The organism is Hoeflea sp. TYP-13, from assembly GCF_040932035.1.
Classification (GTDB): Bacteria; Pseudomonadota; Alphaproteobacteria; order Rhizobiales; family Rhizobiaceae; genus Hoeflea_A.
In genome coordinates this window covers 1,196,757-1,211,666 of sequence record NZ_JBFRBB010000001.1, presented here as the reverse complement: position 1 = coordinate 1,211,666, position 14,910 = coordinate 1,196,757, and the positions used below count along the sequence as shown (strand labels likewise).

At 57.0% G+C, this 14,910-nt stretch carries 15 protein-coding genes; 13 read left to right on the top strand and 2 right to left on the bottom strand.

Features of this window, described 5'->3' with window-relative positions; all coding sequences use genetic code 11:
* The first annotated feature begins 328 nt into the window (after positions 1-328).
* Together ABVT35_RS05675 and ABVT35_RS05670 are read left to right on the top strand one after the other, a co-directional pair.
* Positions 329-829 (top strand): invasion associated locus B family protein, encoded by a 501-nt coding sequence (locus ABVT35_RS05675; RefSeq protein WP_368466278.1) that lies wholly within the window; start codon positions 329-331, stop codon positions 827-829.
* 251 nt (positions 830-1,080) lie between these two features.
* Positions 1,081-1,920 (top strand): GyrI-like domain-containing protein, encoded by an 840-nt coding sequence (locus ABVT35_RS05670; protein ID WP_368465308.1) that lies wholly within the window; start codon positions 1,081-1,083, stop codon positions 1,918-1,920.
* A 49-nt stretch (positions 1,921-1,969) separates the two neighbouring features.
* On the opposite strand, the gene ABVT35_RS05665 is transcribed toward ABVT35_RS05670, so the two are convergent.
* Positions 1,970-2,422, bottom strand: coding sequence for a DUF1801 domain-containing protein (locus ABVT35_RS05665; protein WP_368465307.1), 453 nt, complete (start codon positions 2,420-2,422; stop codon positions 1,970-1,972).
* A 128-nt stretch (positions 2,423-2,550) separates the two neighbouring features.
* Here ABVT35_RS05665 and tldD point away from each other — a divergent pair, with 128 nt between their 5' ends.
* Positions 2,551-3,966 carry a metalloprotease TldD gene (gene tldD, locus ABVT35_RS05660; RefSeq protein ID WP_368465306.1) on the top strand — a complete coding sequence of 472 codons (1,416 nt, stop codon included), beginning with the start codon at positions 2,551-2,553 and terminating at the stop codon, positions 3,964-3,966.
* Positions 3,967-4,085: 119 nt separating this feature from the next.
* Positions 4,086-5,183: a polysaccharide deacetylase family protein gene (locus tag ABVT35_RS05655; protein ID WP_368465305.1), complete on the top strand. Its 1,098-nt coding sequence runs from the start codon at positions 4,086-4,088 to the stop codon at positions 5,181-5,183.
* 23 nt (positions 5,184-5,206) lie between these two features.
* Here ABVT35_RS05655 and pdxH read toward each other — a convergent pair whose 3' ends face one another.
* Positions 5,207-5,827 carry a pyridoxamine 5'-phosphate oxidase gene (gene pdxH, locus ABVT35_RS05650; protein WP_368465304.1) on the bottom strand — a complete coding sequence of 207 codons (621 nt, stop codon included), beginning with the start codon at positions 5,825-5,827 and terminating at the stop codon, positions 5,207-5,209.
* A 171-nt stretch (positions 5,828-5,998) separates the two neighbouring features.
* Between pdxH and ABVT35_RS05645 the strand changes: the two genes are divergently transcribed.
* From ABVT35_RS05645 to dxs, 9 genes are all read left to right on the top strand, one after another.
* A complete protein-coding gene (locus tag ABVT35_RS05645; protein WP_368465303.1) occupies positions 5,999-6,331 on the top strand; it encodes an RT0821/Lpp0805 family surface protein in 333 nt (110 codons plus the stop codon).
* 145 nt (positions 6,332-6,476) lie between these two features.
* Positions 6,477-7,439, top strand: coding sequence for a DnaJ C-terminal domain-containing protein (locus tag ABVT35_RS05640; protein WP_368465302.1), 963 nt, complete (start codon positions 6,477-6,479; stop codon positions 7,437-7,439).
* A gap of 147 nt (positions 7,440-7,586) precedes the next feature.
* Entirely contained in the window at positions 7,587-8,405 is an 819-nt protein-coding gene (fabI, locus tag ABVT35_RS05635) for an enoyl-ACP reductase FabI (RefSeq protein ID WP_368465301.1), read from the top strand.
* A gap of 33 nt (positions 8,406-8,438) precedes the next feature.
* Entirely contained in the window at positions 8,439-9,050 is a 612-nt protein-coding gene (locus ABVT35_RS05630) for a histidine phosphatase family protein (RefSeq protein ID WP_368465300.1), read from the top strand.
* 226 nt (positions 9,051-9,276) lie between these two features.
* The gene (gene aroC / locus ABVT35_RS05625; protein WP_368465299.1) at positions 9,277-10,371 is read left to right on the top strand and encodes a chorismate synthase; all 1,095 of its coding nucleotides are present in this window, start codon (positions 9,277-9,279) and stop codon (positions 10,369-10,371) included.
* 13 nt (positions 10,372-10,384) lie between these two features.
* Positions 10,385-11,491, top strand: a complete 1,107-nt coding sequence (ribB, locus tag ABVT35_RS05620) for a 3,4-dihydroxy-2-butanone-4-phosphate synthase (protein ID WP_368465298.1) — start codon at positions 10,385-10,387, stop codon at positions 11,489-11,491.
* A gap of 49 nt (positions 11,492-11,540) precedes the next feature.
* The gene (locus tag ABVT35_RS05615) at positions 11,541-12,467 is read left to right on the top strand and encodes a histone deacetylase family protein (protein ID WP_368466277.1); all 927 of its coding nucleotides are present in this window, start codon (positions 11,541-11,543) and stop codon (positions 12,465-12,467) included.
* 2 nt (positions 12,468-12,469) lie between these two features.
* Positions 12,470-12,727: an exodeoxyribonuclease VII small subunit gene (locus ABVT35_RS05610; RefSeq protein WP_368465297.1), complete on the top strand. Its 258-nt coding sequence runs from the start codon at positions 12,470-12,472 to the stop codon at positions 12,725-12,727.
* A gap of 163 nt (positions 12,728-12,890) precedes the next feature.
* Positions 12,891-14,819, top strand: coding sequence for a 1-deoxy-D-xylulose-5-phosphate synthase (gene dxs / locus ABVT35_RS05605; RefSeq protein WP_368465296.1), 1,929 nt, complete (start codon positions 12,891-12,893; stop codon positions 14,817-14,819).
* The last annotated feature ends 91 nt before the right edge of the window (positions 14,820-14,910 follow it).

Here is a 14,910-nt window from a genome sequence, read left to right as displayed (position 1 = left end):
CTGCGCTTAAAACCATAGTTTAGAGCTGATCGCAACTGGCGAAGCCGTTATAAAGTGCGACATTTTGGGCACTTGATCCCGACTAACCATCCATCCTGCCTTGATAAATGCAAAACGCCTGTGCAAAAAACTTCTGCTGGATTGTTTTTGCCATCGCGGCAAACCTAGGAAAAAGAGCAATTTGTGGTGCAATTGTCGCCGCATTTGTCCCCTAGGGACGCCGTCCAAGGCCGCAATTGATATTGCGGGCTTTTCAATTGCTGGTCTGTACATACATGATAGCACGACTGATTCGGGTAGCGCTGGAGCTGATATGCTGCGAATTACGATGAAGAAACTGCCGATTGCCGCGCTGATGGTGCTGGCGACCGGGTACATTACCGCAGCAGCGGCACAACAACCGGGCACTGTGCGTGCCAATCACGGTGCCTGGTCGATAGTATGCGACCAGCCCGCCGGCGCATCCAGCGAACAGTGCGCGCTCATGCAAAACGTTATTGCCGAAGACCGCCCGGAAATCGGGTTGTCAGTAGTCATTTTGAAAACGGCGGACAAGAAAGCGCGGGTGTTGCGCGTCCTTGCGCCGCTCGGCGTATTGCTTCCCAACGGCCTGGGGCTGAATGTCGACGGCAAAGATATCGGCAGAGCCTATTTCGTGCGCTGCTTCACCGATGGCTGTTACGCAGAGGTGATTTTGGAAGACACGCTGCTCAATACGCTCAAGAACGGCGGCACGGCGACCTTCATCGTCTTTCAGACGCCGGAGGAAGGTATCGGCATTCCCGTCGATCTGGCCGGATTTACCGATGGTTTCGCCGCCCTGCCCTGACGGCACCGGCAAAGCTGCTATCTACCGGGAATGTCTTGAACACCCTTTTGCAAAGCTCAAATTTGCTGCGGCGCCAATCCATATTTGGTAGACATTTTCCACCTGTTGAACAGCGATCGTGATGCATCGCAATGCGGGTGGAGGGCCGCAATTGTCCGAAGTCGGGCGACCGGTCCGTGTCAGCACAATTCAGCAAGATTTGTGGAATGGGATTGACGCATAGTCCCCTCGAAACCAAACGAGGAAACGTGTTGTCTTCAGATTATGAGAAGCGCATTTTGCGCGTGTTGATATATATCCATGACAATCCGGCGGGTGATCTTTCACTCGATGCGCTGGCCGAAGTGGCTGCGATGTCCCGATTTCACTGGCATCGCGTCTTTCATGCAATGACGGGGGAAACCTGTGCCCAGGCCGTGCGTCGGCTGCGGCTCTATCGGGCCGCCTTATGGCTGGTAAACGAAAACCGGTCCGTTGAGAGTGTGGCGGCGAGCGTGGGTTATCCGAATGTCAAAAGTTTCTCCCGTGCCTTTCAGGACTGGTACGGCGTTTCTCCGATTGTGTTTCGAAAGACGGGCTACGCCCGCGCTGAAATAAACATGGTCATCAAAGGAGATTATCAGATGTTTGACGTCGAAATCAGGCAAATGCCCGACCGGCATATGGGAGCGATTCCGCATACCGGTCCCTATACGGAAATCGGCAATTGTTTTGTCAGACTTGGCGAGATTGCGTCGTCGCCGGTGTTCCGGCCCAATGTCCAAGGCGTCGCGGCCATTTATCACGACGATCCAAATCTCGTGGCGGAAGCGGACCTTCGCAGTCATGCCGGGTTGCTGATAGGCAAAGGCACCGACCTACCCGAAGGTTTGGAGGAGGTTCTGCTGGAGGCGGGAGACTATGCGGTCCTGACATACAAAGGACCGTATAACGGCGTGAGAGCCGCATATGATCACCTTTTCGGCCACTGGCTGCCCAACTCAGACAGAGAACCGGCTGAAGCACCATGCTACGAGCTCTACCTGAACAGTCCGGCAGACACCAAACCGGATGACCTTCTGACTGAAATTTACCTTCCGCTCGTGGCTTAGGAACAGCCGCGGAGTTGATCAGTACGGGCGCCGTTGGCGGCGGCGGCCGTCAATCGGGATACCTGTCCTTCATATATCTATATGCACGGTCAACGAGTTCTTCGAGGATGTCGGGGTCGACGTCGGAGAGCCGCTTGATATAGAGGCAGGACTTGCCGGTCTTGTAGCGCCCGAGCCGAGACAGGAGACCGTCATAGGCCGAAAATCCCGGCATGATATATAGCGTGAGGGCTGATTTGCGCGGAGAAAATCCGGTTGCGCACATTTCCGCGGGCCGACCGTTGGCGTAGGTGTAACGATAGGTGCCGAAACCGATGATCGCGGTGCCCCACATCACCGGTTCCTCACCTGTTACACGCCTCATCATCTTGATCAGCTCATGGCTGTCGGCCCGTTTTTTCTCATCCTCGACACCGGCTATGAATGCTTCGACGCTGGAATTGTTGGGCCGGGTCTTGAGTTCCACCTTACGTTTGTTTTCTGCGGTCCGTTTTTCAACCATCGCTGACCTCCATAACGCCGCGTTGCGCAATACGATGGATAATGCACGCCCGATATCTTATATGGTGGGGAGAAGTTTCCCAACCAGGCGTCGCGCCAGACCAGGCGGCGCAAAATCCGGACAAAGACATGAACACCGATCTTCTCAACAGTTTCGATTGCTCTGAAGAGCGTGTTACCGACATCGTCAAGAGCGCGCTGAACGGCTCTGATGACGGCGAGCTGTTCGTGGAATATGCACAGATGGAGTCGCTGACATTCGATGACGGCAGGCTCAAATCCGGCAATTTCTCCTGCGATCAGGGTTTTGGCCTTCGCACAGTCGCCGACGAAGCTGTCGGCTATGCGCATGCGGGCGAATTGTCGGAAGCAGCGCTGCTTCGGGCCAGCGACGCGGTGGGCGCGGTCACGCGCGGCTATACAGGCACCTATGCCGATGCGCCGGCGCGAACCAACAAGCACCTTTACGGCGATGAAAATCCCATCGGCACACCTGCCTTTGCCGAAAAGGTTGAACTGCTGCAGCGCATCGACAGCTATCTGCGCGAAAAGGATCCGAAAGTCAGACAGGTCACTGCCGCCCTCGCCGCGGTCTGGCAGGTGGTCAACATCCTGCGTGCGGACGGACAGATCCTGCGCGATATCCGGCCGATGACACGGCTGAATGTCAGTGTCGTTGTTGGCGAGGGGGACCGGCAGGAAAGCGGGTCGTACGGTGCCGGCGGACGCCGTGGCTTCGGCGAATTTCTGGCCGAAGACAGTTGGCAGGCAAGCGCCGACGAAGCGCTGCGCCAGGCACTTGTCAATCTCGAGGCCATACCGGCGCCCGCTGGAACGTTTGATGTGGTTTTGGGATCGGGATGGCCCGGCGTAATGCTGCACGAGGCCGTCGGTCACGGCCTTGAGGGCGACTTCAATCGCAAGAAAACATCCGCCTTTGCGGGGCTGATGGGCGAACAGGTCGCGTCAAAGGGTGTCACTGTCGTCGATGATGGAACGATCTCGGGGCGTCGCGGTTCGCTCACGATCGATGATGAAGGCACACCGTCGGGCTACAATGTGCTGATCGAGGATGGGAAGCTTGTCGGTTACATGCAAGACCGGCAGAACGCCCGCCTGATGGGAATGAAACCGACCGGAAACGGGCGGCGCCAATCCCACGCGCATCAACCCATGCCACGCATGACAAACACCTATATGCTCGGCGGCGACAAGACACCTGAGGAAATCATAGCGTCCGTAGATAAGGGTGTTTATGCAGTTTCATTCGGCGGCGGCCAGGTCGACATTACTTCCGGCAAGTTCGTTTTCGGGTGCACGGAAGCCTACATGGTCGAAAACGGCAAGGTCGGCGCACCGATCAAGGGCGCAATGCTTATCGGCAATGGTCCGGATGCCATGCACCGGGTTTCGATGATCGGCAACGATTCAAAACTCGACAACGGCATTGGAATGTGCGGCAAGGCCGGACAGAGTGTTCCCGTGGGGGTTGGCCAGCCGCATTTGCGCATGGATGAGATGACGGTTGGTGGAACGCAGACATAGCACCAATTTTCGGTTGCAAGTTTATTTTCGGTTAAGCAGGAGCCCCTATAAACGATGAGGAACATTTGCCGTAGAACGGCGTGTATTTGGTGGGGAACACACGGGCTGCCTGCAAAAAAATGCCAACACGTTCAAAACTTGCACAATACAGGACCATGGCCCGCAGAGCTGCCAAATGGCTTGCCATACGTGGTGGATTGGAGGCCGTAGCGCTTGCTGCCGGGATCGGCCTCGTGCGGTGCCCTAAAAGCAAGGGTGTCATATTTACGCTGCATCAGGTCCGGCCTGCCGGCAATTCCAGCTTCGCGCCGAACACGCATCTTGCCGTCACGCCGGAATTTTTGGACAACACCATCAAAATGCTGCTTAGCCAGGGCTGGAAACCGGCGCGCCTCGACGATATGCCGCGCCTGCTTGAGGAAACGGGCCCCGAAGAGCGGTTTATGGCATTTACGCTGGATGACGGCTATCGCGACAATCTCGAATATGCCCATCCGGTCTTCAAGAAACACAAAATTCCCTACACTGTGTTCGTAGCTTCCGGGTTTGCCGACCGGTCCCGCAGCATGTGGTGGATTACGCTGGAAGAAATGCTCGCCCGAAGAGATGAGATAACCTTGCGAATGTGTGAGGGCGAGCGCACATTTTCCACCCGCTCGACAATGGAAAAATACGCGGCCTACGATTACATCAGCGACCGGTTCGACACTAAGGACGAAGATGTGTTTGTAGCCGGCGTTGACGATGCTGCGCGCCGCGCCGGGATTGAGCCGCTTGAAATCGTCGACCGCGAAATACTGGACGAAGGCGGCCTGCGCGAATTCAGCGCGGACCCGCTCGTCAGGCTTGGCGCGCATTCGGTCAGTCATATCAATCTGGCGCGCGCGGATCATGCGCGAATGAAATCCGAAATCAGCGTTTCAACAGACCACATCGCGACGTTGACAGGTTCCCAACCGAGCAGTTTTGCCTATCCCTACGGAAACAGGAATGCTGCCTGTGAGCGTGAATTCGAGGCAGCGGCAGACCAGGGCTTCAGGGTCGCCGTTACGACCCGCCCGGGCCTGCTTGAAGAGGAAAGCGCAAAAAAGCCCATGGCGCTGCCACGCGTTTCGCTCAATGGCTACCACCAGAAAACCCGTTACGTTAAAGCGCTGCTGACCGGCATCCCCTTCAACTGGGCAAGCTACAGCCCTGCCGGCCAAAGGCCTGATTGATCGTTCGCAAGAACGAAGTCGTTTCAGGGATATAACCGCGTTTTCGACCAGCCGCCGTCCGGCTTGCGTTGAAATACAATTCGGTCGTGCAGCCGGAACTTGCGGTCGTGCCAGAATTCAATGGAGACCGGCGCAAGACGAAATCCGGACCAGTAATCCGGCCTCGGAATACTACCGACCGGGTATTTCGCCGTGTATTCGGCAACAGCCTTTTCCAGCGCAAAGCGGCTTTCCAAAGGCCGCGACTGTTTGGACGCCCAGGCACCGATCCGGCTGCCGCGCGGCCGCGATGCAAAATATGCGTCAGCATCGGCATCGCTGACGACCGTTATATCGCCGCGCACGCGAATTTGACGCCGCAGGGATTTCCAGTGAAAACACATTGCCGCCTTTTTTGACGCCAACAGTTCCCTTCCCTTCTGACTTTCAAAATTCGTGTAAATTGTGAAGCCACCGTCATCAAACCCCTTGAGCAGAACCATCCTTACATTTGGCATTCCATCTTCATCGACCGTTGCCAGAGACAGCGCAGTCGGGTCGTTCGGCTCACTGGTTTCCGCGTCTGCCAGCCACGCGGCAAACAGCTTGAACGGCTCGTCAGATAGCGTAAAATCATCTTTCATTAACAAACTATCATTAGCCATGATAACAATCCTGCCTAACCCCAATACTTTGCGTGGTTGTATGACGTGACACATTCTAAATCGGACGCAATAAAGAACAGAATCTCGTCAATGAGGCAATCCGGTTCCAACAAATGTTCAGTTATCCTGGTTTTGACCCTTCTATCAACATCCGCATGCACAAGTACCGGTATGGATTTCGGAGTTTCCGACAAGCCGGACACAAGCCTTCTTTCAGGATCAATCCCGGCCAATGCCTCGACTGATGATGCAATCATCAGCAATGTTGTCGCCGAGGCGGATATCAAGCCGGGCTACGTCCAGGATATCCCCTGGAACAATGTCACCACCGGCAATTTCGGTTCCGTCAGCTACATCCGGGAAAGCAGTTCGGTCGGCAAGGTCTGCAGGGATTTTATCGTCTCCAAGCACACATATGACGGTATTTCGCAATATACCGGCGAAATCTGCCGTACGCGCCTGACAAAGTCATGGACACTCAAATCCTTTAACGAACAGAGTTAATTGCTCAAATCACAACGCGCCAACCGGTGCAGCGCTGCTGAATTCGATCAAGCCTTTTTTCATAACTTCGCTCTAGAATCATCTGACCTCAACAACCCTTTAATGCCGCCACGCGGCAACGCCATTTGTTTGAGTAGGTGTTCAAATGCGCAATCCCTATGCAGTGCTCGGAGTTTCCAGATCGGCCAGCGGCGATGAAATCAAAGCCGCTTTTCGCAAGCACGCAAAATCCAGCCACCCGGACCGCAATCAGGACAATCCGGATGCCGCTTCCCATTTCAGCGACATCAACATTGCCTACGAAATACTTGGTGATGAAAAAAAGCGCCGATTGTTCGACACCGGGCAGATCGATGCTGCCGGTCGCGCCACTGCTCGCAAGTCGGTGTTTTCCGGCTTTTCGGGCGTCAAGCCATGGGCTGGATTCGGTTTTAAACGCCAAAAACCCGAGCGGGCGCAATCAGCGGATGAGAACGTCAAGGAGGCCGAACCGGAAGCCGGCGGTTTCCAGAACGAAACCCATGAAGACGTCATGGAGCGTATCTTCGGCGAATCATTTGTTCGCACCACCGCAGCGGACGCTCCGGGACTGGATGATCATCCCGAGCCCGAGCCGGACGAGACCTATCCTGATCTCCGTGCGGAAATCATGATTTCATTGGAATCGGCGCTTAAAACGTCAAGCCAGAAAGCCGTTCTTCCCGATGGCCGCACGGTTGACGTCAATCTGCCCGCCGGCATCGAGGACGGCAGGACTTTGCGGCTGCACGGAAAGGGCAAGACGTTTCCCGATGGCAAAACCGGCGATGCGCTCATCACGATACGTTACAAAAAGCATAAATATTTGCGTGCAGAGGGTGTGAACCTCGTCATGGACCTTCCGGTGCCGCTCAAGGACGGTATTTTGGGCACTAAACTGCCCGTGGATGGCCTCGACGGACGCCTGCTGGTCACCGTTCCCCCGTGGTCGGGATCGGACCGCGTGCTGCGAATTCGTGGCAAAGGTCTGCCGGACTGCAACCATCGGCGCGGAGATTTGTTCGTGAATGTGAAGCTCCTGCTTCCTGATTCACCAGATGAAAATCTTGTGGCCTTCGCCAATTCCTGATCCGGACGCATTGCCTGTTCCATCGATACCGAACCCGCTGGATATCGGGAAGAACAGGAGAAAGATGGCCGGAAGGGTGCTGCTAGCGTCTTGAACGCGTGTGTCGGCTGTGCCATAGCCAAGATAGTAATAAGCAAGGAGTGGGATATGGTTCTGGCTGCAGGTCTGATGAAGGGCAAACGCGGCGTAATATTGGGTGTCGCCAACAATCGGTCGATTGCCTGGGGAATTGCCAAGGCCTGTGCGGACGCAGGCGCCGAGCTGGCCCTGACCTACCAGGGAGAAGCGCTGAAAAAGCGTGTCGAGCCGCTCGCCTCTGAGCTTGGAGCCCATGTCGCCGGCCACTGCGATGTCACTGACCCCGACAGCATGGATGCGGTCTTCGCCGACCTTGAAGAACGCTGGGGCAAGATCGATTTTCTGGTTCATGCCATCGCCTTTTCGGACAAGGATGAACTGACGGGCCGTTTTGTAGACACAACGCGGGAAAACTTCAGCCGCACCATGGAAATTTCGGTGTTCTCGCTTGCAGCGCTTGCGCGCCGGGCCGAAGCGATCATGAACGACGGCGGCTCGATCCTGACCCTGACCTATTACGGGGCTGAAAAGGTCATGCCGCACTACAACGTCATGGGCGTCGCCAAGGCGGCGCTTGAGGCAAGTGTGCGTTATCTCGCGGTCGATCTTGGCGGACGCGGTATCCGCGTCAATGCGATATCCGCCGGGCCGATCAAGACCCTCGCTGCTTCCGGCATTGGCGATTTCCGCTATATCCTGAAATGGAACGAATACAACGCTCCACTGAAGCGCACGGTGACAACTGACGAAGTCGGCGCTTCCTCGCTTTATCTATTGTCCGATCTGTCGGCCGCGGTCACCGGCGAGGTGCATCATGTCGATTCGGGTTATCATACGGTTGGAATGAAGTCCGTCGATGCGCCGGATATTTCCGTTGTCAAGGACTGACAAAACACCTGAGACATGACGGGACTGTATTAAATGGTCGCTTCTTTACCGCTGATCTATGCCGTTCGGCATGGGGTGACGGACTGGAATATTGAAGAGCGACTTCAGGGCGCACAGGACATCGTACTCAACGACACAGGCCGGCGGCAGGCACGCGACAACGGCAAGGCGCTGAAATCGCTTGTCGGTGAAGAGGCGGACAATTTCGACTACGTTGCCAGCCCATTGCTTCGAACCCGCGAAACAATGGAACTGCTGCGCGAGGCAATGGGTCTTGCGCCTGGCAATTACCGCACGGACGACCGGCTGATCGAACTGTCCTTCGGTGACTGGGAAAGCCATACATTGGAGGAACTGGCCGCGCTGAATCCGGAAAAAGTCAGGGAACGCGCCAGAAACAAATGGGATTTCCAGCCGCCGGGAAATCACGCCGAAAGCTACGAAATCCTGAGCTGGCGAATTGCGGCATGGCTCAATGATGTGGAAAAACCGACGGTTTGTGCGTGTCATGGTGGCGTTATCCGTGTGCTTTTTCACCTGATAGCCGGAACAGCGCGCAACGATGCTGCAGAGCTGCCGACGCCTCAGGACCGGATCGTGAAAATCCAGGACAAAACGATTGAATGGCTGCCGAAGCCGGAATAATCGAATGCGGCCGCCGGTGCGCCGCTGTATTTTTCCCGCATCAGTATCAATTTTCGCGCGGTTCTAGAGTTTGACCCGTGCGCAAAAACTGCATAGACGAAACATTGAAAGATACGGCTCTGCAATCCGTCTGGAGCAGCGGCCGGTGCTGGAATTTGAAATTGCTATGCCCGAACGCCGGTAAACCGGCTTGTTTGACCCGGGCGCAAAACTGCAGGCAAGGTGCATGTCACACAATACATTCGGCCACCTGTTTCGCGTAACAACCTGGGGCGAAAGCCACGGCCCTGCCCTTGGCTGCGTTATTGACGGCTGCCCTCCGGGCATTTCCTTTACCGAGGCCGAACTGCAGCACTGGCTTGACAAGCGCAAGCCCGGCCAGTCACGCTTTGTCACGCAAAGACGCGAAGCCGACACTGTGCGCGTGCTTTCCGGCGTCATGCCGCAGGAAGACAGCGATATCCTGGTCACCACCGGTACGCCCGTATCGATGATGATCGAAAATACCGACCAGCGTTCGAAAGACTACTCCGAAATCGCGCGGCGCTATCGCCCCGGCCACGCCGACTATTCCTACGATACCAAATACGGCATCAGGGATTACCGAGGCGGCGGGCGCTCTTCGGCGCGCGAAACGGCTGCCCGCGTTGCCGCCGGTGGTCTGGCACGAAAGGTCATGCCGGAGGTAACGGTCCGCGGTGCACTGGTTCAGATCGGCGATATTGCCGTTAACCGGGACAATTGGGACTGGAACAGCATCGGCAAGAATCCGTTCTTCTGCCCCGATCCCGAAACCGTGCCGCGATGGGAGAAATATCTGGACGAGGTGCGCAAGGCCGGCTCATCCGTCGGCGCAGTGATCGAAGTTGTAGCGGATGGTGTTCCGGCGGGGCTCGGCGCACCCATCTATGCAAAACTCGACCAGGACATTGCCTCCTATCTGATGTCCATAAACGCGGTTAAGGGCGTCGAGATCGGCAACGGATTCGAAGCGGCGCGCATCACCGGCGAGGAAAACGCCGATGAAATGCGTATGGGTCCCGACGGAAAGCCAGAATTCCTGTCCAATAATGCCGGCGGCATCGCCGGCGGTATTTCGACGGGCCAGCAGATTGTTGCCCGGTTTGCGGTCAAGCCGACCTCCTCCATTCTGACAGAGCGGCGCAGCATCGACGCCGACGGCAACGAGGTGAATGTGCGCACAAAGGGCCGCCATGATCCGTGTGTCGGAATACGGGCCGTACCGATCGGAGAGGCAATGCTTGCCTGCGCGCTTGCCGACCATTATCTGCGGCACAGAGGCCAGACGGGCCGGATTTAGAACAGGAATTACCATGTCATATGATCAAACACGCGTTGTGGAAGCGCTGCGCGCCTTTGAAGCCGGTGAAATCGTTGTCGTGACGGACGATGACGGCCGCGAAAATGAAGGCGACCTGATCATTGCCGCCGTTCACTGCTCACCCGAGAACATGGCATTTATCGTGCGCCATACATCCGGCATCGTGTGTACGCCGATGACACGCGAGGAGGCAAAGCGCCTGAACCTTGCACCGATGGTGGCGGAAAACGATGCCCCGCATGCGACCGCCTTCACCATATCGGTCGACTACAAACACGGAACCACCACCGGAATCTCGGCGGACGACCGCACGCTGACCGTGCGCAACCTTGCCAATCCCAATGCCGGCGCCGGTGATTTCGTGCGTCCCGGACACATCTTCCCCCTAGTTGCGCGCGAGGGCGGCGTTCTGATGCGGTCCGGCCATACCGAAGCTGCCGTCGATCTTTGCAGGCTTGCCGGCCTGCCGCCTGTCGGCGTGATATGCGAGCTGGTCAATGATGACGGCACAGTCACACGCGGACCTCAGGTTGCCGCGTTTGCTGAAAAGCACGGGCTGAAGCAGGTTTCCGTTGCCGATCTTATCGCCTACCGGCAACGGCAGGAGACCCTCATTGAAAAGGGCGAGGTGTTCGCCGTCGAAACGCCATTCGGGGCGGCCATGGCCCATACCTATGCCCTGCCCTGGGATCCGATGCAGCACATCGCCGTCGTCTTCGGCGACATACGTGACGGCGTTGATATTCCGGTGCGTCTGCACCTGGAATCGGTTGTCGACGATGTTTTCGGTCAGGAACCGCCAATCAACGAATATATGCGCCTGATCGCAGAGCATGGACGCGGCGTCATCGTTTATTTGAGAGAGGGCTCGGTCGGGGTCGGGAATTTCGGCAACGGGCGGACCGCCGCCGGAGAGCGCGAAGCGCACGAGGAAGCGATGGCGCGCGAGAACGAGTGGCTGGAGATCGGCCTCGGCGCGCAGATCCTGAAAGAACTCGGCATCACCTCGATCGAACTTTTTGCCTCGCGCGAGCGCCACTATGTCGGCCTTGAAGGCTTCGGCATCGCAATATCCAAGACAAAAGTGGTCGAAGGCTGATACCGTCGCCGCCTGCTCCGCCCGGATGAACCCGCACCAGAGGTAAATGATGACGACCCGTCTCTACACGCATCCGATTTATCTTGAACACCTGACGCCAGCCGGTCACCCGGAACGTCCCGACCGTCTTCGCGCGCTTGAAAAAGCGTTTGCGGACGAACGGTTCAACGAGCTCGACAGGCAGGAGCCTGCAATGGCGGATGAGGAAAAAGTTCTTCTCGCCCATCCGGAAGAACATCTCACCCTCGTCAAATCAGCCATTCCGGAGGAAGGAATGGCGCGTGTCGATGCCGACACAACGGCAAGTCCCAAAAGCCTTGAAGCTGCACTTACGGCAGTTGGCGGTGCTCTAGCCGGTGTGGACGACGTCTTTTCCGGTGAGGCGGACAATGTCTTTCTTGCAGCCCGGCCGCCCGGCCACCACGCGGAAAAAGACAAGGCCATGGGCTTTTGTTTTTTCAACCAGGCCGCCATTGCGGCGCGGTATGCACAGCAGGTGTATGGCGCCGAGCGCGTTGCCATCGTCGACTGGGATGTGCATCACGGCAACGGCACGCAGGACATTTTCTGGGACGATGCGAGCGTTCTTTACTGCTCAACGCACCAGATGCCGCTTTTTCCCGGCAGCGGTTCCAAAGACGAGACCGGTGCCGGCAATATCGTCAATGCGCCGATGTCGCCGCAATCAGGCAGCGAACGTTTTCGCGAGGCATTCAAATCGCGGGTTCTACCGGCGCTTGAGAACATGCGGCCGGACTTGATCATCATCTCGGCGGGATTTGACGCACATCATCGCGATCCGCTGGCGGAAATCAATCTGACCGAAGACGATTTCGACTGGGCAACAGGCCGCCTGATGGATGTTGCCGACCGGTTTTGCGACAATCGTCTCGTAAGCCTGCTTGAAGGCGGCTATGATCTGGTCGGACTGGCCGAGTCGGCCGCTTCCCATGTTCAGCGCCTGATGAGGGGATAGAAATGAGCGAAGAAAAAAAGAGCAATGACGATATTGCCTCGATGAGCTTTGAACAGGCGCTCGAACAGCTTGAGAAAATCGTTGCGAGCCTGGAGACCGGTGACGTTCCGCTCAATCGCTCCATCGAAATATACGAGCGTGGCGAAGCGCTCAAGGTGCATTGCGAAAAGCTTCTCAAAGCCGCTGAGGACCGCATCGAGAAAATACGACTTGACCGCAACGGCACAACCGGCGGCACGGAACCGCTGGACGCGGGGTGAAGCTGTTTTGCCACAAATCCAGGTAATTTAGCCGGATTTATGCCTTAGAACGTGCAGAACCCGGTCAACGCCTTGCGACGATAATGCACTTGCTATACCTCAAAAGGTTAACAATATGCTTTTCCACGCATATTGAGAAAGAACGACACGAAAGCGCCCAGAAGTGAGCAACAGGCCCGAAACTCCGCTGCTTGACCGCGTGAACATTCCCGCGGATCTGAAAGATATCGACGATCGGGACATGCCGCAGCTTGCGGAAGAGCTGCGCGCTGAAATGGTTGATGCCGTTTCGGTAACCGGCGGCCATCTTGGCGCAGGACTCGGCGTTGTCGAGCTGACGCTTGCAATCCACAAGGCTTTCGACACGCCCCACGACCGTCTGATCTTCGATGTGGGCCACCAGTGCTATCCGCACAAGATCCTGACCGGGCGGCGTGACCGCATTCGCACGCTGCGCCAGGAGGACGGAATTTCCGGTTTCACCAAGCGCGCCGAAAGCGAATACGACCCGTTCGGTGCGGCGCACTCGTCCACGTCAATTTCGGCGGGTCTGGGCATGGCCGTTGCCAGCGCCCTTTCGGAACAGCCGCGCAACGTGATTGCCGTTATCGGCGACGGCGCAATGTCCGCGGGAATGGCCTATGAAGCGCTGAACAATGCAGGTGCTCTTGATGCGCGGCTGATCGTGATCCTCAACGACAACGACATGTCGATTGCTCCGCCAACCGGCGCGATGAGTGCGTATCTTGCACGTCTTGCATCCGGCCGCACCTATATGGGTATGCGCGAATTCGGCAAGAAGCTGACGGCCTATCTTGGCAAGGCTGTCGACCGTGCAATCACCCGTGCGGTGGAGCATGCACGCGGTTATGTGACCGGCGGCACGCTGTTTGAGGAAATGGGCTTTTACCACATCGGACCGATCGACGGACACAGCTTCGATCACCTGCTGCCGGTCTTGCGCAATGTGCGCGACAACGCTCAGGGACCCGTTCTCATCCATGTCGTGACGCAAAAGGGCAAGGGCTATCAGCCGGCCGAGGAAGCGGCCGACAAATATCACGGTGTGTCCAAATTCGATGTGATTACCGGCGCACAGGACAAGGCAACGCCCAATGCGCCGAGCTATACACGTGTATTTGCCGATGCGCTCATCGAAGAGGCCGCCCACGACGACAAAGTCGTTGCCATTACCGCTGCCATGCCGTCGGGAACCGGCCTCGACCGTTTCAACGATGTCTATCCCGAGCGCTGTTTCGATGTCGGCATTGCCGAGCAGCATGCGGTAACTTTCGCCGCAGGCATGGCCTCGGAAGGCTACAGGCCCTTTGCCGCGCTCTATTCCACATTCCTGCAGCGGGCCTATGACCAGGTCGTGCATGATGTCGCCATTCAGGGACTGCCCGTCCGCTTTCCCATCGACCGTGCCGGTTTCGTCGGTGCCGACGGGCCGACCCACGCAGGCTCTTTCGATACGGCTTATCTTGCAACATTGCCGGGATTTGTGGTGATGGCCGCAAGCGACGAAGCGGAACTCAAGCATATGGTGCGAACCGCCGCCGCTTATGATGAGGGACCGATATCATTCCGTTATCCGCGCGGCGAAGGTGTTGGTGTGGACCTGCCCGAGCGCGGCTCCGTTCTTGAAATCGGCAAGGGCCGCATCATCAAGGAAGGCGGCAAGATTGCGGTCCTGTCTTTCGGAACGCGGCTTGCCGAATGCATGCTGGCGGCAGAAGACCTCAATGCGGCCGGTTTGCCGACCACCGTTGCCGATGCACGGTTTGCAAAACCTCTCGACCATGAGCTGATCCTGCAGCTTGCCCGTCATCACGAAGTGCTGATCACGGTGGAAGAAGGCGCCATTGGCGGCTTCGGTTCCCACGTCATGCAGTTCCTCGCCCATGAGGGAATGCTGGATAATGGCCTGAAGTTCCGCCCTCTCGTCATGCCGGATTATTATATGGATCAGGCAAGGCCGGATGCGATGTATGCCCGTGCCGGGCTTGACCGAAAGGGCATTGTCCAGACCGCCTTCCAGGCGCTTGGAACCGCCAATATCCTGTCAACGACACAGCCAACGCAGGCCTGATCCTTCCCGTTTTTCGTGAAGCTGTTCGCGTTAAGGTTAACAAGACCTTTCCGCCCACCTTTCCTCAAGTTTTGTTAGGCTGCGCAACAAT

Bases quoted from the DNA above. Each gene is read 5' to 3' on its own strand.
- ABVT35_RS05675 (WP_368466278.1), top strand. From the start codon at position 329: ATGAAGAAACTGCCGATTGCCGCGCTGATGGTGCTGGCGACCGGGTAC.
- ABVT35_RS05630 (WP_368465300.1), top strand. From the start codon at position 8,439: ATGGTCGCTTCTTTACCGCTGATCTATGCCGTTCGGCATGGGGTGACG.
- ribB (WP_368465298.1), top strand. From the start codon at position 10,385: ATGTCATATGATCAAACACGCGTTGTGGAAGCGCTGCGCGCCTTTGAA.
- ABVT35_RS05655 (WP_368465305.1), top strand. From the start codon at position 4,086: ATGCCAACACGTTCAAAACTTGCACAATACAGGACCATGGCCCGCAGA.
- ABVT35_RS05640 (WP_368465302.1), top strand. From the start codon at position 6,477: ATGCGCAATCCCTATGCAGTGCTCGGAGTTTCCAGATCGGCCAGCGGC.
- ABVT35_RS05615 (WP_368466277.1), top strand. From the start codon at position 11,541: ATGACGACCCGTCTCTACACGCATCCGATTTATCTTGAACACCTGACG.
- ABVT35_RS05610 (WP_368465297.1), top strand. From the start codon at position 12,470: ATGAGCGAAGAAAAAAAGAGCAATGACGATATTGCCTCGATGAGCTTT.
- pdxH (WP_368465304.1), bottom strand. From the start codon at position 5,827: ATGGCTAATGATAGTTTGTTAATGAAAGATGATTTTACGCTATCTGAC.
- ABVT35_RS05665 (WP_368465307.1), bottom strand. From the start codon at position 2,422: ATGGTTGAAAAACGGACCGCAGAAAACAAACGTAAGGTGGAACTCAAG.
- fabI (WP_368465301.1), top strand. From the start codon at position 7,587: ATGGTTCTGGCTGCAGGTCTGATGAAGGGCAAACGCGGCGTAATATTG.
- tldD (WP_368465306.1), top strand. From the start codon at position 2,551: ATGAACACCGATCTTCTCAACAGTTTCGATTGCTCTGAAGAGCGTGTT.
- ABVT35_RS05645 (WP_368465303.1), top strand. From the start codon at position 5,999: ATGGATTTCGGAGTTTCCGACAAGCCGGACACAAGCCTTCTTTCAGGA.
- aroC (WP_368465299.1), top strand. From the start codon at position 9,277: ATGTCACACAATACATTCGGCCACCTGTTTCGCGTAACAACCTGGGGC.